The sequence below is a fragment of the Merdimmobilis hominis genome, from assembly GCF_016901855.1.
Classification (GTDB): domain Bacteria; phylum Bacillota; class Clostridia; order Oscillospirales; family Ruminococcaceae; genus Paludihabitans.
In genome coordinates, this window is the sequence record NZ_JACJKY010000019.1 from 23,485 (window position 1) to 45,286 (window position 21,802).

Here is a 21,802-nt window from a genome sequence, read left to right on the forward strand (position 1 = left end):
AAAAAGTCACTCTCCGTCTTGTTCGATCATTTTTTTTAAATGCAGGATCGCCAGACGGTAGCCATCGAAACCGTAACCTGCAAATGTCGCACAGCACGCTTCTCTGACATACGAAATCTGGCGGAACGATTCCCGTTTTGATACGTCGGACAAGTGAACCTCCACGGCGGGAAGCGCCACTGCCTTGACTGCATCGAGAATCGCAACACTGGTGTGGGTATACGCAGCGGGGTTAATCACAATGCCGTCCGCATTCTGGTAGGCACTCTGAATGAGATCAACAAGTTCACCTTCATGGTTTGTCTGTGCAATCTGCACGTCGATCCCTTCCGCATCACATATACCCTGGATAAAGGCTTCCAGATCACGATATGTCTGCGCACCGTAAATTTGCGGTTCCCGAATCCCAAGCATATTAAGATTCGGCCCGTTTAGTACAAGCAGTTTCATAAAATTTCTCCTCGATTTTCTTGCAGACTGCGGACAAGTCTGCGTCATTTGTTACCGAAAACGTACAGCACGCCCGGTAAACCGGCATTCGCGCGTCATACAGCGCGGACACCTCCGCCATACTTTTTGCAAGCGGACGCCCTTCGCCCACCGAGAGCAAAGAAAGCGGCCGGTCAATCAGACAAATCTCACCGTTTTGCAAAAGTGCGCGCACATTCGCCTGTGAGAGCACGGTTCCGCCGCCGCATGAAATCAAACAGCCGTTTTCCTTTGCCCATTCACGCACCACTTCTGCTTCAATTTTGCGGAATCCCGCTTCCCCAGCTTCGTCAAAAATTTCGGGAATCGATTTGTTCTCCCGTTTGACAATCTCATCATCCAAATCAACAAATCGGCGGTTCATCATGTTCGCGAGCCGTTTGCCAATGGTTGTTTTTCCGCTCATCGGCATGCCGCACAGCACAAGATTTTTCTTTTCTTTGATGAGCGACTCATACACCGCGTCAATTTGTTCTTCGGGAAGCGTTTTTGACAGAAAATAATCCGCCGCATATTTTGCCTGCGCAACCAGCATCAACAATCCGCCGATTGCAGGGATTCCGCGCGACTGTGCATCGAGCACAAGATTTGTCTTGATAGGATTATACACCACATCGATCACTGTTTGCAACTGTTTAAAGTGGGAAAGCGGAAAATTTTCTTCTGCATTATTCGGAAACATGCCTGCCGGCGAGGCATTCACAATGATCTGAATCTGCGAAAGCGACTGCGCTTGCTCATACGAAACGGTGCCCGGCTTATTTGACCGGCTTGCCACTGTGATCGAAGCGGCACCAAGTGACCGCATAACAGCCGAAGCCGTTTTGCATGTTCCGCCGCTTCCCAAAATGAGCACATGCGCACCCTGCACCTGTGCACCTACCGCACGGACAAGCGCCATCATTCCGGCAAAATCGGTATTGTGTCCAATCAGCCGGCCGTTTTCGTTGACGATCGTATTGACCGCGCCGATTGCCGCCGCGTGCGCATCCAGTTCGTCGCAATAGGGAATGACTGTTTCTTTATAGGGAATTGTCACGTTTACCGCACGAAATTTCTTTTCCGTTAAAAAGCGGTCAAGCTCCTTTGGCTCCATCGGCAGAAGTTCATACGAATAGCCGCCGAGCTGTTCATGAATCGGTTTTGAAAAGCTGTGTGAAAGCGTTTTTCCGATCAGTCCGTATTCTGCCATGGAAATGCCTCCTTTTTCGGTTCTGCGACCCATTCCGGGCCAAATCGCTCGATCAGCAGATCAAGCATCACAATCGCCGCCGCACTGTCCAATACGACACGCGCACGGTGGATAATCGCCGGATCATGCCGTCCGTGAATCTGCAAAGCGGCATCTTCACCCGTTTGCAGATCGACTGTTTCCTGCGGCAAAAAAATCGACGGCGTCGGTTTGATCATCGTTGTAAATCGGACAGGCATTCCGTTTGTAATACCGCCGTTGATTCCACCGTTGTGATTTGTTTTTGTGGAAACTTTGCCGTCCTTCATATAAAACGGATCGTTTGCCTCACTGCCGTACATGGCGCACATCTGGTCGCCGGCGCCGAAGATTACGCCTTTGACTGCCGGAATGCTGAACAGGAATGCAGACAGCCGGCTTTCCACCGAGCCGAAAAACGGCTCGCCAATGCCGCCGGGAAGCCCGACAATCGCGGTTTCCACGGTTCCGCCGACACTGTCGCCCGCTTTTGCCGCGGCTTCCATGCGTTCGATCATCTGTACGCGAACCGCTTCGTCGAGCACCGCGATATCTGCGTCGTTCATCTGCGCGATTTCTCCACGAAGAAGTGCTTCGTCTGTTGAAAACGGCCGGTCACTGAGTGTATGTAATGTACGAATATGACTGCCGATCAAAATGCCGCGGCGTGCAAGCGCCTGCATACAAATCGCACCCGCCGCCACAATCGGCGCGGTGAGCCGTCCCGAAAAATGGCCGCCGCCGCGGTAATCCTGATAGCCGCCGTATCGTAAAAACGCTGTATAATCGGCATGCGACGGACGCGGCAGAAATTTCGCCTCCTCATAGTCTTTGCTGCGCTGAACGGTATTTTCAATGCGCAGACCGATCGGTGTACCGGTTGTATATCCATTGAAAATGCCGCTTTCAATGATCACGCGGTCAGCCTCGTGGCGTTTTGTCGAAATATTTCCTTTGGCGCGCCGCTTGTCCATCTGACGGTCAATTTCCGCTTCATCCACCGGAACACCTGCCGGCATGCCGTTTAAAATGGCGCCGATCGACGCAGAATGCGACTCACCAAACAGCGTAAGTTCCAAGCATTGTCCTGTACTGCTTTTCATTGGTGACCCTCCCGCATGATCTGCGCAAGCCGGTCAAACGAAATCGATTCGATGATCGCTTCACCCGGTTCGTTCACCACGATGATCGACACAGTATCACCCTGTGCTTTTTTATCGCGGGTTGCGGCTTCAAGTACCTGAGGAACATCGTATGGCTTGTACGGATCAATCTCGATTTTCTCGAATACGCGCGCTACCCGCTCGCGCAGGCTGTCACTTCCGAGCATCGGCATCATACCGACTGCAACCGCTTCTCCGTGCAAAAGACCCGAAAGTCCATACACACTCTCGACACCGTGTCCGATCGTATGACCAAAATTGAGGATTTTACGGAGTCCCTTCTCCTCCGGATCGTTCTCAACGACATGCTGTTTTACATGCAAGCTCCGCTTAATAATCTCGGTCAGATGGTCATAGGGATTCTCCTGCTCAAACAAATCAAACAGCGCACTGTCTGCAATCAAGCCGGCTTTCACCGCCTCCACCAATCCGTTATTCAAATGACGGCGCGGCAGTGTGTGCAGAAAATCAGGATCGACGATCACAAGCTCCGGCTGATAAAATGCGCCGACGATGTTTTTGACGCCGTGCACGTTGATTGCCGTTTTTCCGCCGATGCTTGAATCAATCTGTGACAAACTGGTGGTCGGAATGTTGATAAATCGAATGCCTCGCATATACGACGCCGCACAAAAGCCGCCTAAGTCACCGATGACACCGCCGCCCACCGAAATGAGCAGGTCTTTTCGTCCGAATTTATGAGAAAGCAGCATTTCACACACATCAGAAAATACCGAAAAGCTTTTTGCACCTTCTCCCTGCAAGACGGTCATGATAACCGGATTGCTGCACTGTGATGCAATCGCTTCCACATGCGCACGCGGCACGCCGTCGTCTGTCAAAATGAGCGTCTTGCACGAAAGATCAGCCCATTCATGCAAAGAAGCATGCGCCTGTGCACCCACATAAATCGGATGAACTGTTTGCTTTGCTGCAAGCGTCAATGCGATTTGTTCCATTTACCATTCCTCCCAAAAAGAAACTATTCTCAAAAAATCGAGAAAATCCGGTGTGCCATTTTAAAAAAACGGCAGACCGGCTTTTATATGATCGTTTATGATTTATAATAAACACCCAATACACGGAACGTTGTACAGCGCACCTGCATTTCACAAAACAGCTGTTTTGCCTGTTCGCTCGATGCATCGCCCTCGAGTTCCACATAAAAATAATACTGCCACGGCACATCGTGCACCGCTTTTGAACGCACACACTCCATATTAAATCCATGCTGTGCGATTATCTGCATGACAGCGGCAAGCTGACCGGCATCATGACGCAGCGTAAACAACAGTGAAAAATGATTGCCTGCGTTCGCCGGCTGTTTTGCGATCACAATAAACCGCGTCGTATTCTGTGCGCTTTCACTGATCTTTTCTGCAAGCACCGAAAGACCGAACCGCTCTGCCGTTTCTTTGGACGCAATCGCCGCCTTATGGAGATCGGCCTCTTTGGCAACATGTTCTGCAGCCAATGCAGTATTCACATATGCGGTTGCATGGAATCCATGCGATTTGATATAGCCGCCGCACTGCTTAAGCGCCTGCGGATGAGAAACGACCTCCTGAATTGTCCCAATCGACGCGCCCTGCGGTGCCACCAAGCAATGCTCGATTTTCAAGTCATAAATCTCGCGGATCGACACCGGATACCGATACAAAAGATCGAGCACTTCCTCGACCTCACCGGTATACGAATTTTCAAACGGGATGACACCGCAGCCGATTTCATCGCGCATCACTGCTTCAAACACATCCTGCCATGTTTCAAACGCCTGCGCACGATGGCTCGGAAACAGCTTTGAAAGCGCAATCTGTGCATAAGCCCCCTCGGTTCCCTGATAGCCGACTGTGCCGTCAAACAATACCGAACGCTGATACCGCTTTGACTGTTCCATCACGTTTTCCATGAACGAAACGAAGTAGGGCCGGTATGCATCCGAGTCAATCGCATCGCCGCATCGTACAAGCACTTCTTTTTCTCTGACAGGATCAAACACCGGAAGACCATGTTCCATTTTATATGCAATCACATCTGCCACAGCGTCCATCCGCTGTACAAACAGTTTTGCGAGTGCTGCATCGACTTCATTGATCGTCTTTCGTGCATCTGCCAGTTTATTTTCCTGTTCTGTTTTCTTATTTTCCATCTGTCACACCAACCGAATCATACAAAAACTGCACGGCGGCATCTCCGCCTGGATCGAACGATCCGGCAAAATGCACACGGATGTATTCTTTCCGCACAGCACCTCTACCTGCGGGAACTGAACCGACTCAAACCACACAAGATCGTCGCTTGCAATACCTTCCACACAGGAACGCAGCTGCACCTCTGCACTGACCGGTTCATTGCTGCGGTTAATCAGGGTTAGGATCATTTCGTCTTCGCCGGCTTTTTTAAACGCATCGCCATACGCATTGATATACCGCACAATACCGATCACACCATCGCTTGGCGCTAAGAACACGGCCTTTCCGCGGGACAGCGACGAATACGTTTTACGGATTGCGGTAATCGAACGGAAAAATTCAACCAATTCCGGATCTTTCACAGCAAACGGCTGGCGGTTAAACGGATCTTTCCATCCATGCATGCCGCACTCGTCGCCGTAATAGATCGACGGTGTTCCCGGCACGGTCATCTGAAACACACCGGCCAAACGCATCAATTTGTCACCGCGCGCCTCTTGGTCAGCTGTCGGCACAAATTCTGCCTGATCTTCACACGAAAGTCCTTCGCCATTCATTCCGGTAGCGAGCACGGTGCGCGCACGCGGTTCATCGTGGCTCGAAACAAGATTCATCAATGCATAATACATCGGCTGCGGATAATTCAGCTGCTGAGAAAGCAGGAAGTTTTGCAGATCATATGCGGTTCCGTAACCGTTCAAAAATCCGAGCACCGCATTTTTAAACGGATAGTTCATGACTGTATCCAATCCCTTGCCGAGCGCATACTGCCGTTTTGCGCCGTAACTCTGCTTCGTTGTTGCATCTTCCCAGACTTCGCCCAAGAGCACGCGGTCGGGATTGCCCTCTTTTAACGAAGAACGCATCAGTTCGATGACACTGTCGGGCAGCTCATCCGCCACATCGAGCCGAATACCCATCGCGCCAAGCTGTTTCCAATAGGAAAACACGCTGAACGAACCGGTGATAATATCCTTTTGCCAAACAGGGTTTAGCTCATTGACTTCAGGCAGCGTATCAAATCCCCACCAACACTGATAGGAATCGCGGGAGCCCAAAAACGTATACCACGAATAATACGGCGAGCGCTCGCTTTGATACGCGCCGACCGAAAGATAGTTTCCAAGTTTATTAAAATATAAGCTGTCCGAGCCGGTATGCGAGTACACACCGTCAATCATGACACGGATGCCAGCCTGCTCCGCTTTTTCGCACAGCTCTTTAAAATCCTCGGGTGTTCCGAGAATCGGATCGACATTTTTATAGTTTCCGGTATCATACCGGTGGTTGGATGCGGCTTCCACAATCGGATTTAAATACAGCACGCCAACGCCAAGCGACTGGAAATACGGAATCGAATCAATGATTCCGCGCAGATCGCCGCCGTAAAAATCACACGGCGCATAATATTTTTCACCCTCAAGCGGCTGATACAGCACCGGTTCTTCCCAGTTTTCATGCACAACCACTTTTCTGCCCATGCTCTTATGGTAAGCGGCACCGCGTTCGAGATTTTTCTTATCCCCGCGTTTAAACCGATCAGGGAAAATCTGATACATAATCGTTCCGCGGAACCATTCCGGCGTTTGAAACGATGCATCATAAACCGTCAGCTGGAAACTTGCCGGCGGCTGGTCGTAGATGACGCCTTCTCCCTGCGTTCTGCCCATCGGCGGTCCGTAATAGATCGTTTTGTCCGCATAGGAAATCACAAAGAAGTACCACAGCACGCCCGGCGACTGCGGCAAAATCAAATCACAGACAAAAAAACGGTCCATGCGGGTCATATCATATTCTGTGCTGTCTTCATAAAAAAACGTTTTCACCCGAACAGAGCGAATCTGCGGATCTTCTGCAAGCAGGCGCAGCGTCACCAGATCACCGGTGCGCACAGCACCAAGCGGCGTACGATAGCAGCAGCGGGCAGAATTGTGCTCGATTTTCATAAAGAAAAAGTCCCCCAATATTTCAAATCTATCATCCATACCAAAAACAAAAGAAAAGCCGGAGAATCTTCTCCGGCCTTTTCTCGTTCACTTCACAGGATCAGTCCAACAAGCTCAGATACAAATCACGATACTTTTTCGCAGATACAATGAAGCTGTTGTCTTCTTTCATCGCATTCTCAATCAGTCTAAGCCGTGTTTTCGGATCACTGATTGTACGAAGCGCAAGCCGAATTACTTCAAGCATATCATGTGCGTTGTAATTTGTAAAGGAAAAACCGTTACCTTCTCCCGTAAATTCATTGTACGGGGTCACTGTATCACGCAATCCGCCTGTTTCACGGACGATCGGCAGCGTGCCGTACCGCAGCGAAATCATCTGCGAAATACCGCACGGCTCAAACTTCGACGGCATCAGGAACAGGTCGCTCGCTGCATAGATCTGATGCGACAGCGCATTGTCATATGCAATATACGAGCAGACGCGGCCTTTATACGATGCTTCCATTCCACGGAAGAAGCTCTCGTACATCGGATCACCTGTGCCGAGCAGAACGATTGCCACATCCTCTTCCATGATTTCGTTGAACACGCGCATCACAAGGTCAAAGCCTTTCTGCGAGGTCAGACGCGAAATCATGCCAATCAGCGGTGTAGACGGATCAACCGTCAAGCCAAGATCACGCATGAGAAGTTTCTTATTCTCATATTTGCCGCTCAAATCATCAACGGAGAAATGATGTTTCAAGAATTTGTCAGTTTCCGGATTAAACGCCTCAACGTCAATGCCGTTTAAGATGCCGACCAGATCACGGCTTCTTGCATTGAGAATGCCTTCCATTCCATATGCAAAATATGCCGTTTTGATCTCATCCGCATACGTCGGGCTGACTGTATTGATCTTATCGCTGAACACCAGCGCCGCTTTCATGAAGTTTGCACAGCCGTATGCTTCCAGGCACTCAGAATTATAATACGACGGATCGACATTGAACCAATCACGCACCGTACCAAACGAGTATGTACCCTGATACATCATATTATGAATGGTAAATACTGTTTTTACATCTTTGAGTGCTGTTTTCTGATACTGTGTTTTTAACAGCATCGGAATCATGCCGGTCTGCCAGTCGTTTAAGTGCAGAACATCCGGAATAAAGTCGATTTTTTCAAGCGACTCAAGCAGCGCGCGCTGGAAGAACGCATACTGCTCGCCTTCCGCTTCGCCGCCTTTGTAGATCGGACCGCCGAAATAATATTCGTTGTCGATCAAGTAATAGGTCACACCGTCGTGGACAAGCTCTTCCACGCCGACATACTGGCTTCTCCAGCCAAGGTGAATCCAGAAATCGGTCAGGTGTGTTGTTTTTTCGCCGTATTTTTTCTTGATGATGCTGTGATACGGGATCATCACGCGCACATCAAGACCCAGCGCAATCAAATCACGCGGCAATGTTCCGATGACGTCGGCCAAGCCGCCCGTTTTTGCAAACGGCGCACACTCCGAACCGGCAATCAGAACAGATGCCACCGGTTTTTTTGCCATCAGACATTCGCTCCTTTCGGAATAATCACCGGATATTCACGGCTGCCCGCCAATACCGAGTTCGGACGAACGGTTACTTTCTTATCGAGGATGACGTTTGTCAGCTGCGAGTTTGCATACACTTCGCTTGCCTGCATGATGATACAATCTTTGACAACGGTGCCTTTTGCGATGGTAACACCACGGAAGATGATCGAGTTCTCAACGGTACCCTCAATGATACAGCCGGAGCCGATCAGGCTGTTTTTGACAACTGCATCTTTGCCGTAACGGGTCGGTGCTTCGTCTTTGATTTTGGTGTATACTTTTGTACCGCTTCCGAACAGGTCTTCCTGTACGTCGCGTTTGAGCAGATCCATGTTGGTGCTGAAGTAGGAAGCAACCGAACGGAGCTGTCCGACGTATCCTTTGTGCTCATACGCATAAATTTTGAGCGTATCGAGGTGATTCATGATGATGTCGGTGTCGATGTTGTATTTGCCGCGGGAAGCAGCGTCATCGAGCAGGTACTGAAGCAGGTCTTTTTTGATCAGGTAAATGCCCAGGGACATTTTATCGTACGAGCCTGCGGTACCGTGTGTTTTCATATCAACTACGCGGCCGTCTTCGTCTGTTTTAAAGCGAACGTCGGAGAAACGGTCGAGTGTTGCGCTTGCGTTTTCCTGTACGCTGTACATCAATGTGATGTCTGCACCGGTTTCCATATGGAATTCAAACATTTTGTCATAGGTCTCGGTATAGACAGCGCAGGAGCTTGCGAGCAGGCAGTATTTCTGCGGTGCACGGCGCAGAAACGGCGCTGCACCCTGCAGTGTATCAATCGTGCCCTGATGTGCACCATAGTTTTCGCTGGTATCATACGGCGGAATGATGATCAAACCGCCGTCTTTACGGTTTAAGTCCCACTCTTTGCCGGAGCCCAGATGGTCCATCATGGACTGATAGTTTCTGCGCGGAATCACGCCGATATTGCGGATTCCGGAGTTGACCATGTTCGAGAGGATGAAGTCGATTGCGCGGTATCTGCCGCCAACCGGAAGTGCACCAACACTTCTTTTATTGACCAGTTCGCGGAGATTCAGGTTTTCTTCGCCGGCATAAATCAAGCCGCATACATTTTTTCTCATATCGTTGTTCCACCTTTATCTTACAATCTATCGCGTACCCGATTATTTCGCACGAGGATAGAGCATCTCGCCCTCTTTGATCTCCGCACCTTTCGGGATGGTAAGTTCTGAACCGACAACGGTGATTTTTCCTTCGCCGCCGATCTGAGCGTCTTCGCAAATGGTAACGTCTTCGTCAACGATTGCGCGTGTGACGGAGCTGTTTTTGCAGACGATCGTGTGCTGCATGACAACGCTGTCTTTGACGACTGCGCCTTCCTCAACGGTGACGTTCGGGAACAGAATCGAGTTTTCGACTGTGCCCAAAACGGTGCAGCCATCGCCGATGATGCTGTTTTTCACAGCAGCATTGTCACCGACAAAGTGCGGCGGAAGTACGAGGTTTCTGCCGTAGATTCTCCAGTTATCATCGCGCAGATCAAGCTCCGGCTCCTCAGCAAGCAGGTCCATGTTTGCTTCCCACAGGCTGTCGATTGTTCCAACGTCTTTCCAATAGCCCGAGAACAGATATGCATACATTTTCTCGCCGTTGTTGAGCATGTTCGGAATGATGTTTTTGCCGAAGTCGTTCGACGAGTTCGGGTCCTGGTTGTCTGCGATCAAATATTCTTTCAGTTTTGCCCATGTGAACACATAAATGCCCATGGAAGCCAGGTTGTTTTTCGGAACCGGCGGTTTCTCCTCAAATTCCACAATGCGCATTTCTTCGTTTGTGTTCATGATACCGAAACGGGAAGCCTCTGCCATCGGTACTTCCATAACGGCGATCGTTGCATCCGCACCTTTTTTCTCGTGCGCATCGATCATTTTTTCATAGTCCATTGTATAAATATGGTCGCCGGACAGAATCAAAATATAATCCGGATCATACTGCTCGATAAAGTGGATATTCTGATAGATTGCGCTTGCAGTACCCGAATACCATTCGCCTTTTTTACCTTTGACATACGGCGGCAGCACATATGCACCACCCGACATGCAGTCAAGATCCCATGTTGCACCGTTGCCGATATATGCGTTCAACTCAAGCGGCTCATACTGGGTCAGCACACCGACGGTATCGATGCCGGAGTGGATGCAGTTCGACAGCGGAAAGTCGATAATTTTGTATTTTCCGCCATACGGAACGGCCGGTTTTGCACGATTCTGCGTGAGCGCATACAAGCGGCTGCCCTGACCTCCGGCCAACAGCATTGCGACACATCTTTTCTTCACATTCATGGTTTAATCCCCCTGTTTCCTGTTTGTTTGATCTTCGTCAAACATGAAATATACGGTTGCCAGCGGCGGAAGCGTGATTGATGCACTTGCCTCCCTGCCATGGAACGGATCTGCGGTGACTTCGATTTCCGGCAGGTTTTTGACACCGCTGCCGCCAAACGAAGGATCATCGCTGTTTAAAATCTCACGAAGCACACCGGTCGTGGGCATTGCGATCTTATAATCGTAATGCACAACAGGCGTAAAGTTCGTGACACTTACAATTTTTTGCACCTTGCCGCGCCAAGGTGTGGAAATGCGCATAAACGCAATGACGCTGTTATCTTTATCATCGACCGTGATCCAGTCGAAGCCCTCCCAGCTGTCCTCGATATCATAAAATGCGCGGTGCTTCTGATAAAACGCATTCAGTTTTTTCATATATGTCTGCATGGTTCTGTGCGAGTCATAGTCAAGCAGGAACCAGTCGAGCTCTTTTGCAAAATTCCACTCGATGAACTGTGCAAACTCATCGCCCATGAACAGATGCTTTTTGCCCGGATGTGCAAAAATATAGCCATAGAACGCGCGGAGCGATGCGAATTTCTGCCAGTAATCGCCGAACATCTTGTCCACCATCGAATGCTTGCCGTGGACAACCTCGTCATGCGAGAACGGCAGGATATAGTTCTCTGAAAATGCATACTGCATAGAGAATGTCAGGTTGTTGTGCTTATATTTGCGGAACAGATGATCCGTTTCCATATATTTAAGCGAATCGTTCATAAAGCCCATGTCCCACTTGAATGTAAAACCAAGACCACCATCATACGGCGGTTTTGTCACCAGCGGATATGCCGAGCTTTCCTCCGCGATCATCATGATACCCGGATAGTTGGTTAAAAGCACGCTGTTTAATTTTTTGAGAAATGCAATCGCCTCAAGGTTTTCGGTTCCGCCGTATTTATTCGGCACATACTGACCGTCTTCCTTGCAGAAGTTTAAGTAAAGCATTGAGCTGACTGCGTCAATGCGCATACCGTCGATGTGGTATACGTCCATGAAGAACATCGCACTCGACACCAAAAAGCTCTGTACTTCCGGGCGGCCGTAGTTAAACAGCATCGTACCCCACTGCGGCATTTCGCCCTGCATCGGGTTTTCGTGCTCAAACAGCGCAGTACCGTCAAAACGGCGCAGTCCGTGTGCATCCCGCGGGAAGTGTGCCGGCACCCAGTCAAGAATCACGCCGATGCCTGCTTCATGCAGTTTGTCCACCATATACATAAAGTCTTCCGGTGTACCATAACGCGATGTGATGCTGTAATATCCCGTGACCTGATAGCCCCAGGAACCATCGAACGGATGCTCAGTAAGCGGCATGACTTCCACATGGGTAAAGCCCATTTTCTTTAAATACGGCACAAGCTCGTCGGCCGTTTCACGATATGTAAAGAAGCTGCCGTCCTCATGCTGGCGCCACGATCCAAGATGCATCTCATAGATCGAAACCGGACGTCTTTGCAAATTGGTGCGCGCCCGTTTTTTTAAGAATTTCTCGTCCGTCCAGTCATAATCGGCAAGATCATACACACGCGATGCCGTTCCCGGACGAAGCTCGCTGTAAAATGCAAACGGATCGGCTTTATAATAATCCTGTCCGTCATAGCCATGAATCAGATATTTATACATATCGCCGTGCTTTGCCTCTTTGACATAAGCGACAAACAAACCGCCTTCATGCGGCTCCATCGGGTTTTTGTCTGGATCCCAGTCATTAAATTCACCGACGACACTGACGCCTTTGGCATTCGGTGCCCAAACACAAAAGCGATATTCTCCTGTTTCCTCCACCTTATGACAGCCCATCATCAGATAAGCACGCTGTGCTTCTCCAGTATTGAACAAAAACACATCATCCTGGAAAAGCTCTTTTTTTGTCATCATGATCATTCACCATCCTTCAAAAAAACAAATCCTTTTTGCTTTTGAACGCTTTTATATATATATGCAGACAAAAGAGAAAATAGAACCTGTTTTTTCTTGTTTTGCGGAGCAGAACCGGAAGGGCTTTTAAAAAACCCGGATTCCGCATGATTACAGGCAATTTCGCGATTCGGTATAATGCCCATAATTGTTTCTTATATTATAGCACTGTTTATCCATATATTACAATAGCAAAATGCGAAAAATACAAAAAATTTGCTTATTTTTTTGTGGTTTTTTGTTCTTTCGTAAAAAGGACGTTAAAAAGGCAGTGCTTTTTTAGAAAAAGCACTGCCTTTTTTCAGATCGACACAGTCGATTGTTCCTGTTTACTTTGCGGCATTGCACGCGCAAGCCGCCGTTCATACATCCAAAACAGAATCGCCAGCACGATTCCTTTTAAAATACTCGAAATGGTAATACTCCACCAGATGCCGTCGAGTCCGAGCGCAGTCGAAGACAGCCACATTGCCGCCGGAATACGTGCCGCTGTCAGAAGCGTTGCGACAATCGAAGGCGGAAGCGTTTTTCCGAAACCCGAAAATGCACCGGATGCAACGATCTCCACACACATGAACACCTGCGAATAACCGAGAATTACAAGATAACTAATTCCCATCGGCAGAATCGTTTCATCGGGGATAAAGATTTGAAACAGCGGGCCTGCACAGAACACAAGCAGCGCCGTCGAAAACAGTCCCCAGCCGATGATGATGGACACCGCAGTATGATATCCTTTTTTGGCACGGTGAAAGTCGCCTGCACCGTAATTCTGTGCAATAAACGAGCTGAGCGCCGACGCAAAGCCCTGACCGGTCATCCAGGAAATCGACTCGATCTGGCTGCCGACACGCTGTACGGCAACTGCCGCATCGCCAAACGACGCAACCATGCGCGCAATCACCATCGCAACACCTGCAAAAATCATTTCCTGCACAGCAGACGGCAGTCCGATGCGTACAATATCTTTGATACACGCGCCGTCCGGACGGGAAAACAGCCGCACGCGCTTTAACAGCGAATCACGCAGGCAATAACGCACAAACATCAGCGTCACGATGATCTGTGCGCCGACGGTTGCAATCGCCGCACCGCCAGCACCGAGTGCAGGAATCGGGCCAAAGCCGAAAATCAGCACCGGATCGAGGATAATATTTGCCACAAGGCCCACCGAGGTTGCAAGAAACGGTGTTTTGGAGTTGCCCGCCGCCGTAATAAGTCCGGTGAAAATCATGTTGACGAATGAAAAGACCATACCGCCGCCCACAATCTGCAAATAAATGATGGCATCCCGCACGGTGGATGCTTCGTTGAAGCGGTAAAAGCCGATGAGCGGTTTTGCAAATGCCACAAGCACCACGGTATACAGCAGTGCGAACACAATGCCGAACTGCAAGGCGTTCTGCGCATACAGCGACGCCCGTTCTTGCTCTTTTGCGCCGAGCATCTGGCCGGTCATGACCTGTCCGCCGGTACGGGCAATCGTCGTAAACCCGCTCGCCAGCCACATGAACATACCCGCAGAGCCGACTGCTGCCACCGCGCTTGCACCAAGCCGGCCGATCCAGATCATGTCGGTGAGGTTGTACGCCATCTGAATCAGCGATGTCGCCATAATCGGCATGGCAAGCTTTGTTAAGACGGCGAGAATATTTCCCCGTGTCAAATCAATCGCATGCTTCATAAAATGAAAACTCCTTTTCCTTACTTTTTAAAATTATACACTGAGCAATCGCACCTGCACAGTCACCAGTCAAAAAAGCGCGGCGCCCAAATTTCACACAGTGCCTTGTGCCGCGCCCGATAATCGGGCAAGAGGCGCAAAAGCAGCTCATAAAACGCTTTTCCGTGATTCATATGCACCGTATGGCACAGCTCGTGCACAATCACCGCATCAATGAGCGCTTCCGGTGCGGACATCAGCCGAAACGACAGGCAGATTCCTTTTTTCGAGGAACACGAGCCGAAGCGCTTTTTCGCAGATGTGATTTTTACGCCCGAGATCGCAATGCCAAGCTGCTCTGCGAGCAGTGCGGTCCGCTGTTTTAAGTACGCATTCGCCTCTTTCATGAAAAGTGCGCGAATCTGTGTGTCAATCGGCGCATCATCGCGTACCACCACATGAGATGCACAAAAGCACCGCGTTTCGCCGAACGTCACCGTTCGCGGTATGCCAAGCAGCCACACCGTGCTGTGTTCTGCAAGCGGTACAGGCGGGGAGTACGTTTCTTTCTGCTTGTCTATCGTGCGTGCAATCCAATCCGCCTTTTGACAAAGAAACGCTTCAATTTGACGGTGTGACATCGCTTTGGGGGCGCGGACAATCACTTCGCCCTGTCTGTTGATTTCGACTGCAAGCGTTTTTCTTGCCGACCGAATCAATGTATATTCCATTTTGTTCCGCCCTCTTTTCCGTCTCAATGCGCCAAGCCTGATATAGTGTAACATAAATTGCATCGAAAGTAAACGCAAACACGCCGCCTTGCATAGACTAAAACAAGAAGGTGAGGCGTTTTGATGGAAGCTTTTTTTGATTTACATACATTGCTGCACGCAGCATTGCTTGTGGCGGCTGTATCGGCTGACACGCTGGCGGTCGGATTTTCATACGGTGCATCGCGCATCAAGGTGCCGTTTGGTTCGCTGTTGGTAATCGCATCCGTCTGCACGCTGGTAACGGGCGGCGCGGTCTTTCTCGGTGCACTGGCAATGCCAGTTCTGGCTTCTGCCGCAGGCGTTGTGTCATTTTGTCTGCTGTGCACTGTTGCGTGCGTACGGCTCTGCGACAGCACTGTAAAACAGCTCATCCGCTGTCATCCGTCGCTGTCCCGGCGGCTCCAGTTCCGCTTTTTTGACCTGCGCGTGATCCTGCATATCTGTGCAGACAGCGCTGCCGCCGACTCCGATCATTCCAAAACCATCTCTGCCAAAGAAGCGGTCGCGCTGGCACTGGCACTCTCACTCGACGGCGCGGCGGCAGGCATCGGCGGTGGTGTAGGCGCGGTGAGCGTCTGTCATACGGTGTTCTTCTCCTTTTTATTTACACTTGCCGCATTTTCCCTTGGCAATCTGATCGGAAAACGTGTAGGGACTGCGCTTCATTTTGAATGCGGATTCATTTCGGGTGCACTGCTGCTCACATTGGCATGCCTGCGGGTTTTCCTCAAATTATAGAGAATATTTCAAAAGATATCGACTAAACAGCAGTTATTTTGTAGGAATATTTGAAAAGTATCTTTACAAATAAAAATTATCTGCTATTCTATTAGGTGTGGAAGCACTTGCGGCAGCCTATTTGCCGCACAATTCATCTGATGCTGCTGTGCTCACGAAGCAGCGTATACGTTTTTTTAAAAGGAGGCGTTTTTTTGAAAAAACCTTCATCCAATCCGTTTTCGATGCTCTCCTCCCTGTCTGACGGATACCGGCTGTTGCTGATTACCTCTGCGGTCACGACGATTTTATCAATCGTATTCAACTACCTGATGCCGCAGGTAATTCGTTTTGCAATCGACACAGTCCTCGGCGATCAGCCGAGTGCGCTTCCCGCTGTACTGACGTCGATTTTAATGCCGGACAAGCAGGATACCATGCGAAACTTAATCGCCTGTGCAATTATGGCGATGGTTTTTTCGGTCTTATCGGGACTGTTTACGTATCTTTGCCGCTACACGATGGCAAAAGCCTCGGAAGGCATGATCGAGCGGCTGCGCAACCGGCTGTTTTCCCATGTGCAGAAGCTTTCCTATCACTGGCATGTCACCCATCAGACGGGCGACATCATTCAGCGCTGTACCTCTGACGTTGAGGTGGTTCGCGGCTTTTTGTCCGCACAGCTGCTCGAGATGTTCCGCACTGTTTTTCTCATTGCGCTGTCGCTTCTTTTGATGTTCAGCATCAGTGTGAAGCTCTCCTGGATTTCGACAGCGTTTGTGCCGGTTGTCATGCTCTATTCCGGTGTGTTCTATGCAAAGATCTCGAAAAACTTCCGGAAGGCTGACGAAGCGGAAGGCGACTTATCTGCCGCTGCACAGGAAAATTTCACCGGCGTGCGCGTGGTGCGTGCATTCGGCCGGGAAGCCTATGAGATCGACCGATTTGAAAAGAAAAACAACCTGTTTTCCGCACTTTGGATCAAGCTCGGTCACTGGCTCTCGTTTTACTGGGGCATCGGCGACCTCGTTTCCGCAATTCAGGTCATGGTCATTGTCATTTTAGGTGCGCTCGAAGCATATGCAGGTTCGATTACACTCGGTGACTTTTTATTGTTCTCTGCGTATAACTCCATGCTCGTGTGGCCGGTGCGAAGCCTTGGCCGCATTCTCTCCGAAATGAGCAAGACCGGCGTATCCATCAGCCGTTTAAATGAAATCTTAAACGAGCCGGAGGAAGACGACGACCCGAACGCACTGTGTCCGCCGCTTGACGGAGATATTGTGTTTGACCATGTTTCGTTTGATTATCACGGTGTAAATCCGGTTTTGAACGACATCAACCTGACGATTCACGCAGGCGAAACGGTTGGCATTCTCGGTGCGACGGGAAGCGGAAAATCGACGCTCATGTACCTGCTCGACCGGCTTTACGATCTGCCGAACGACTGCGGCACTATCACCATCGGCGGTGTTGACATCCGAAACATCCGCCGCGATTATCTGCGCCGGCACATCGGTTTTGTATTACAGGAACCCTTCCTGTTCTCGAAAACAATCCGCGAAAACATCAGCATTACATCGCTTCAAAATGAGCTGTCCGCCATCCGGCACAGTGCTTCCGTGGCAGCCGTTGACGAAGCGATCTGCGAATTTGCACAGGGATATGACACTGTCGTCGGCGAACGCGGCGTCACACTCTCCGGCGGTCAGAAACAGCGCGTTGCGATTGCTAGAATGCTGATGCAGGAAGCGCCGATCATGATTTTTGACGATTCTCTTTCCGCTGTGGACGCCGAAACGGACGCAAAAATCCGTTCGGCTTTAAAACAGGCCACCAACAAACGGACAACCATCTTAATTTCGCACCGCATCACAACACTGATGAATGCGGACCGCATTTTTGTGATGGAAAAAGGCCGCGTCGTCCAGTCCGGCACGCATGAAACGCTGTGCAAAGAAAACGGCGTCTACCGCCAAATCTATGAAATTCAAGGAACGCTCGAAGAAGAGCTTGCAAACATCAACAAGGAGGTGACTCCATGACGGAAGTCAAAGAAATCGACCGTCAGTCGTTTCATCTTGGGGTTTGGAAAAAGCTTCTGCCGTTTCTGCGTCCATACCGTGCGCGTCTTGCCTTTTTGCTGACCGCACAGCTTGTGTGCGCGGGAATCTCCATTTCGTATCCGCTGTTTCAGCGCTATGCGATTACCCACTTTATTGAACAGCAGAATCTTTCCACCCTCACGCCGTTTTGCATCTTATATCTGCTGGTAATCATCCTCGAATGCACATTGGTTGTGCTGTTCTGCCGTGCAGCGATCTCAATCGAGATGTACTTAGGACGTGACTTAAAACAAAAAACGTTCGTTCATCTGCAAACACTGTCGTTTTCCTACTACAACGTCACACCGGTGGGCTATATGCTCGCGCGTACCATGAGCGATACCAACCGCATCGGCGGTCTGATCGGCTGGGGTCTTCAGGATATGCTGTGGTGCTTGGCGTATGTACTCGGCACGTTTGTATCGATGCTGTTTTTAAACTGGCAGCTGGCACTGCTCATTATGATTGTGGTACCGGTGATTGCGGTGCTGACGGTTTACTTTCAGCGCAAAATTTTAAACTTAAACCGCAAAATCCGGAAGCTGAACTCCACGATGACCGGCGTGTTCAACGAAGGAATCACCGGTGCGCGGACATCCAAAACACTTGTCATCGAGGATAAAAACGCGGAGGAATTCTCCGGTGTTGCACATGATATGTACAAATCCTCCGTGCACGCCACTGCACTGAATGCAGTTTATATTCCGATCATCGTAACGTGCAGCTCGCTTGCGGTTGCCGTCGTGCTCACAAAGGGCGGCTCGATGGTGACGTTCGGCTCCATGGACTACGGCACGTTATCGGTCTTTTTTACGTATGCGCTGACGATTTTTGAACCGATTCAGCAGCTCGCCCGCATCATTGCAGACGTGATTTCCATGCAGGCAAACATCGAACGTGTCACCGACATGCTCGAAACAAAGCCGACCATCGTCGACACGCCGGAAGTCATCGAAAAATACGGCGACACTTTTTCGCCCAAACGCGAAAACTGGGAACCGATCAAAGGTGACATCACGTTTGATGACGTGACGTTTAAATACCCGGACGGCGAGGAGTATATCTTGGAGCACTTTAATCTCCATATCAAAGCCGGTACAACCGTCGCAATCGTCGGTGAAACGGGTGCAGGTAAATCGACGCTTGTCAACATCGCCTGCCGGTTCTTCGAGCCAACAAGCGGCCGTGTGCTGATTGACGGCAAGGACTACAAAGAACGTTCGCAGCTGTGGCTGCACAGCAACCTGGGCTATGTTCTGCAAAATCCGCATCTGTTTTCGGGCACCATCCGTGAAAACATCCGTTACGGACGTCTTGATGCCACCGAGGAGGAAATCGAAGCAGCTGCCAAGATTGTTTCGGCACACGACTTGATTCTCTCGATGGAAAACGGCTACGATTCGGACGTTGGCGAAAGCGGCGACCGTTTGTCTACCGGTGAAAAGCAGCTCATCTCGTTTGCACGTGCTGTGCTTGCTGATCCGCGTATTTTTGTGCTCGACGAGGCAACGTCCTCGATCGACACCAAAACAGAACAGCTCATTCAGGACGCGATCTCTCATCTGCTAAAGAACCGCACCTCATTTTTGATTGCACACCGTTTATCCACGATCCGCAAGGCTGACTTGATTTTGGTGGTGCGCGATGGTAAAATTGTGGAACAGGGTACCCATGAAGAACTGTTACAGCAGAAAGGGTACTATAACACATTATACCGTAACCAGTTTGCACGCGAAATGAGCGAGCGCACACTGGCGGAATAAAAGAAAGGAACAAACGGAATGAAATTTGTTTCATGGAACGTAAACGGGCTGCGCGCTTGTCTTGAGAAGGGATTCCTCGATGTACTGCGTGAGCAGGATGCTGACTTTTTCTGCATTCAGGAGACAAAAATGCAAGAGGGACAGGCATCGTTTGATTCGCAGGGCTATGATGTTTATTATAATAGTGCACAGCGCAAAGGCTATTCCGGCACTGCTGTGTTTTCAAAGCACAAGCCGCTTTCTGTTCATCTTGGTATTGGCAAAGAGGAGCACGACACAGAAGGACGCGTAATCACGCTCGAATTCCCTGCATTCTTTTTGGTAAACGTCTACACGCCGAATTCGCAGGCAGAGCTTGCGCGGCTTTCCTACCGCATGGAGTGGGAGGATGCGTTCTGTGCGTATCTTTGTGCACTGGATGAGCAGAAGCCCGTCATTGTCTGCGGGGATTTCAATGTTGCACACAAGGAAATTGATCTGAAAAACCCACAGACAAACCGCAAAAACGCCGGATTTACCGACGAAGAGCGTGAGAAATTCACGTCTTTGCTCGATGCAGGCTTTGTGGATACGTTCCGGTTATTGTATCCTGATCGTACCGAAGCATATTCCTGGTGGAGTTATCGTTTTGGCGCATCGACTATTTTCTCATCAGCAAACGGCTCGCTGACAAAGTAGAAGAAGCGACCATCTGTTCAGACATCTTAGGCAGCGATCACTGCCCGGTGACGCTTTCGATATCACTCGACTAAGCACAACGAAAAAAGGCTGCTCATATATGAGCAGCCTTTTCTATTCAAACAATTTTTATTCCAAGAAATATTCCATTTCATGATTTTTTTCGCAAAATCCCAATTTCCCATAGAGTGATTTTCCTTGTGTGCTGCTGCTAAGCCACAGCCGCTTCAATCCCAACTCTGCGCTATATGCCAGAATGGTTTTAAGAATCTGACCGGCGAATCCACGGTTTCTGAAATCCGGATGCGTATAAACATTCAAAATATAACCTTCCCGTCCAGACAAATCTTCCGCATACGGAAGCCTCTCAAACAGACATAATGAACCGATTGACACAAGCTGACCTTCCACTTGAATGCCCCAACTGAACAAATCTTTATTAACGTGGTCAAGATAGTATGTTTTGGTGGCGGTTTGCAGTGCTTCATAATCTGCATCTTCATGAAGTTCACCTAATTCGCGGAATAATTGCATCCGCAAATGCAAAAATCCATCGGCGTATGTTTTGTCCAGTTGTATGATGTTCATATGATACTCCCTCTTTTGTGTCAATAAAAACAAACAGCGTCAGAACAAAGTTCTGACGCTGTTTTTGGAGCTGATAACCAGATTCGAACTGGTGACCTCGTCCTTACCAAGGACGTGCTCTGCCTACTGAGCCATATCAGCAATGGCGACCCGCATCGGGCTCGAACCGACGACCTCTAGCGTGACAGGCTAGCGCTCTAACCAACTGAGCTAGCGGGCCAACTGGCAGGGGTTAAAGGACTCGAACCTTTGGCACGCGGTTTTGGAGACCGCTGCTCTACCAACTGAGCTAAACCCCTATAAACGATCATGCAATAATGGTGGGCCTTCAGGGACTCGAACCCTAGACCGTCCGGTTATGAGCCGGATGCTCTAACCAACTGAGCTAAAGGCCCGAATTTGTCCGCCTACCACGGAACTGCATGAAATATTATATAACACAGAACCAAAAATGTCAAGAGAAATCTTTTCATTTTCATTGATTCTATGTGAAGAATCAAGATTCAACAAATGCGTTGTCTCGTTTGAAACAACGCACTGTCAAACATTGTGACGGCGTCTATCTATCTTCCCAGGCCGTCTCCAGCCAAGTATTTTCGACGCTAGTGAGCTTAACTTCTGTGTTCGGGATGGGAACAGGTGGATCCTCACCGCCA

16 protein-coding genes, 4 tRNA genes, 1 rRNA gene and 1 pseudogene are annotated in these 21,802 nt (G+C 49.7%); 4 read left to right on the forward strand and 18 right to left on the reverse strand.

What is annotated here, in order from left to right:
- Positions 1-6: 6 nt before the first annotated feature.
- From aroQ to H6A12_RS10485, 12 genes are all read right to left on the reverse strand, one after another.
- Positions 7-450, reverse strand: a complete 444-nt coding sequence (gene aroQ, locus H6A12_RS10430; RefSeq protein WP_204447639.1) for a type II 3-dehydroquinate dehydratase — start codon at positions 448-450, stop codon at positions 7-9.
- A complete protein-coding gene (locus H6A12_RS10435; protein ID WP_204447641.1) occupies positions 416-1,681 on the reverse strand; it encodes a shikimate kinase in 1,266 nt (421 codons plus the stop codon). The genes aroQ and H6A12_RS10435 overlap by 35 nt, the downstream gene beginning before the upstream one ends.
- The gene (gene aroC / locus H6A12_RS10440) at positions 1,663-2,802 is read right to left on the reverse strand and encodes a chorismate synthase (RefSeq protein WP_204447644.1); all 1,140 of its coding nucleotides are present in this window, start codon (positions 2,800-2,802) and stop codon (positions 1,663-1,665) included. Before aroC ends, H6A12_RS10435 begins: the two co-directional genes overlap by 19 nt.
- Positions 2,799-3,821, reverse strand: a complete 1,023-nt coding sequence (gene aroB, locus H6A12_RS10445) for a 3-dehydroquinate synthase (protein WP_204447646.1) — start codon at positions 3,819-3,821, stop codon at positions 2,799-2,801. Before aroB ends, aroC begins: the two co-directional genes overlap by 4 nt.
- A 95-nt stretch (positions 3,822-3,916) precedes the next feature.
- Positions 3,917-5,011 carry a bifunctional chorismate mutase/prephenate dehydratase gene (locus tag H6A12_RS10450; RefSeq protein ID WP_204447648.1) on the reverse strand — a complete coding sequence of 365 codons (1,095 nt, stop codon included), beginning with the start codon at positions 5,009-5,011 and terminating at the stop codon, positions 3,917-3,919.
- Positions 5,012-5,014: 3 nt separating this feature from the next.
- Positions 5,015-7,000, reverse strand: coding sequence for a glycoside hydrolase family 13 protein (locus tag H6A12_RS10455; protein WP_204447651.1), 1,986 nt, complete (start codon positions 6,998-7,000; stop codon positions 5,015-5,017).
- A gap of 100 nt (positions 7,001-7,100) precedes the next feature.
- Entirely contained in the window at positions 7,101-8,546 is a 1,446-nt protein-coding gene (gene glgA / locus H6A12_RS10460; protein WP_204447653.1) for a glycogen synthase GlgA, read from the reverse strand.
- The gene (glgD, locus tag H6A12_RS10465) at positions 8,546-9,673 is read right to left on the reverse strand and encodes a glucose-1-phosphate adenylyltransferase subunit GlgD (RefSeq protein WP_204447655.1); all 1,128 of its coding nucleotides are present in this window, start codon (positions 9,671-9,673) and stop codon (positions 8,546-8,548) included. Before glgD ends, glgA begins: the two co-directional genes overlap by 1 nt.
- A 42-nt stretch (positions 9,674-9,715) precedes the next feature.
- Positions 9,716-10,894, reverse strand: coding sequence for a glucose-1-phosphate adenylyltransferase (locus tag H6A12_RS10470; protein ID WP_204447657.1), 1,179 nt, complete (start codon positions 10,892-10,894; stop codon positions 9,716-9,718).
- A gap of 3 nt (positions 10,895-10,897) precedes the next feature.
- On the reverse strand, positions 10,898-12,820 hold the full coding sequence (gene glgB, locus H6A12_RS10475; RefSeq protein ID WP_204447659.1) for a 1,4-alpha-glucan branching protein GlgB: 1,923 nt from the start codon (positions 12,818-12,820) through the stop codon (positions 10,898-10,900).
- A 340-nt stretch (positions 12,821-13,160) separates the two neighbouring features.
- Positions 13,161-14,543: an MATE family efflux transporter gene (locus H6A12_RS10480; protein WP_204447661.1), complete on the reverse strand. Its 1,383-nt coding sequence runs from the start codon at positions 14,541-14,543 to the stop codon at positions 13,161-13,163.
- A 62-nt stretch (positions 14,544-14,605) separates the two neighbouring features.
- Complete coding sequence (locus tag H6A12_RS10485; protein ID WP_204447662.1) at positions 14,606-15,253, reverse strand: M48 family metallopeptidase; 648 nt, start codon at positions 15,251-15,253, stop codon at positions 14,606-14,608.
- A gap of 123 nt (positions 15,254-15,376) precedes the next feature.
- Here H6A12_RS10485 and H6A12_RS10490 point away from each other — a divergent pair, with 123 nt between their 5' ends.
- The 4 genes and pseudogenes from H6A12_RS10490 (at position 15,377) to H6A12_RS10505 (ending at position 20,632) form a co-directional block, all read left to right on the forward strand.
- Positions 15,377-16,033, forward strand: a complete 657-nt coding sequence (locus H6A12_RS10490; protein ID WP_204447663.1) for a manganese efflux pump — start codon at positions 15,377-15,379, stop codon at positions 16,031-16,033.
- Positions 16,034-16,227: 194 nt separating this feature from the next.
- Positions 16,228-18,057: an ABC transporter ATP-binding protein gene (locus tag H6A12_RS10495; RefSeq protein WP_243415488.1), complete on the forward strand. Its 1,830-nt coding sequence runs from the start codon at positions 16,228-16,230 to the stop codon at positions 18,055-18,057.
- On the forward strand, positions 18,054-19,880 hold the full coding sequence (locus tag H6A12_RS10500) for an ABC transporter ATP-binding protein (protein ID WP_204447664.1): 1,827 nt from the start codon (positions 18,054-18,056) through the stop codon (positions 19,878-19,880). Before H6A12_RS10495 ends, H6A12_RS10500 begins: the two co-directional genes overlap by 4 nt.
- Before the next feature lie 18 nt (positions 19,881-19,898).
- Positions 19,899-20,632 (forward strand): annotated as a pseudogene (locus H6A12_RS10505) (exodeoxyribonuclease III).
- A 55-nt stretch (positions 20,633-20,687) separates the two neighbouring features.
- Here the strand turns inward: H6A12_RS10505 and H6A12_RS10510 are convergent.
- The 6 genes from H6A12_RS10510 to rrf form a co-directional block, all read right to left on the reverse strand.
- Positions 20,688-21,146, reverse strand: coding sequence for a GNAT family N-acetyltransferase (locus H6A12_RS10510; RefSeq protein WP_204447665.1), 459 nt, complete (start codon positions 21,144-21,146; stop codon positions 20,688-20,690).
- 65 nt (positions 21,147-21,211) lie between these two features.
- Positions 21,212-21,287 (reverse strand) — tRNA-Thr (locus H6A12_RS10515).
- Between the two features lie 2 nt (positions 21,288-21,289).
- Positions 21,290-21,366 (reverse strand) — tRNA-Asp (locus H6A12_RS10520).
- A gap of 3 nt (positions 21,367-21,369) precedes the next feature.
- A tRNA-Trp gene (locus H6A12_RS10525) sits at positions 21,370-21,445 on the reverse strand.
- A 19-nt stretch (positions 21,446-21,464) separates the two neighbouring features.
- Positions 21,465-21,541: transfer RNA gene (locus H6A12_RS10530), tRNA-Ile, on the reverse strand.
- Between the two features lie 155 nt (positions 21,542-21,696).
- A 5S ribosomal RNA gene (gene rrf, locus H6A12_RS10535) occupies positions 21,697-21,802 on the reverse strand; the annotation flags it as partial.

Excerpts from the sequence above, each read along its gene's own strand:
- H6A12_RS10490 (WP_204447663.1), top strand. The coding sequence starts at position 15,377 with ATGGAAGCTTTTTTTGATTTACATACATTGCTGCACGCAGCATTGCTT.
- H6A12_RS10470 (WP_204447657.1), bottom strand. The coding sequence starts at position 10,894 with ATGAATGTGAAGAAAAGATGTGTCGCAATGCTGTTGGCCGGAGGTCAG.
- H6A12_RS10510 (WP_204447665.1), bottom strand. The coding sequence starts at position 21,146 with ATGAACATCATACAACTGGACAAAACATACGCCGATGGATTTTTGCAT.
- H6A12_RS10480 (WP_204447661.1), bottom strand. The coding sequence starts at position 14,543 with ATGAAGCATGCGATTGATTTGACACGGGGAAATATTCTCGCCGTCTTA.
- glgB (WP_204447659.1), bottom strand. The coding sequence starts at position 12,820 with ATGATGACAAAAAAAGAGCTTTTCCAGGATGATGTGTTTTTGTTCAAT.
- H6A12_RS10485 (WP_204447662.1), bottom strand. The coding sequence starts at position 15,253 with ATGGAATATACATTGATTCGGTCGGCAAGAAAAACGCTTGCAGTCGAA.
- aroC (WP_204447644.1), bottom strand. The coding sequence starts at position 2,802 with ATGAAAAGCAGTACAGGACAATGCTTGGAACTTACGCTGTTTGGTGAG.
- H6A12_RS10450 (WP_204447648.1), bottom strand. The coding sequence starts at position 5,011 with ATGGAAAATAAGAAAACAGAACAGGAAAATAAACTGGCAGATGCACGA.
- H6A12_RS10455 (WP_204447651.1), bottom strand. The coding sequence starts at position 7,000 with ATGAAAATCGAGCACAATTCTGCCCGCTGCTGCTATCGTACGCCGCTT.
- glgD (WP_204447655.1), bottom strand. The coding sequence starts at position 9,673 with ATGAGAAAAAATGTATGCGGCTTGATTTATGCCGGCGAAGAAAACCTG.
- aroB (WP_204447646.1), bottom strand. The coding sequence starts at position 3,821 with ATGGAACAAATCGCATTGACGCTTGCAGCAAAGCAAACAGTTCATCCG.
- H6A12_RS10435 (WP_204447641.1), bottom strand. The coding sequence starts at position 1,681 with ATGGCAGAATACGGACTGATCGGAAAAACGCTTTCACACAGCTTTTCA.
- H6A12_RS10500 (WP_204447664.1), top strand. The coding sequence starts at position 18,054 with ATGACGGAAGTCAAAGAAATCGACCGTCAGTCGTTTCATCTTGGGGTT.
- glgA (WP_204447653.1), bottom strand. The coding sequence starts at position 8,546 with ATGGCAAAAAAACCGGTGGCATCTGTTCTGATTGCCGGTTCGGAGTGT.
- aroQ (WP_204447639.1), bottom strand. The coding sequence starts at position 450 with ATGAAACTGCTTGTACTAAACGGGCCGAATCTTAATATGCTTGGGATT.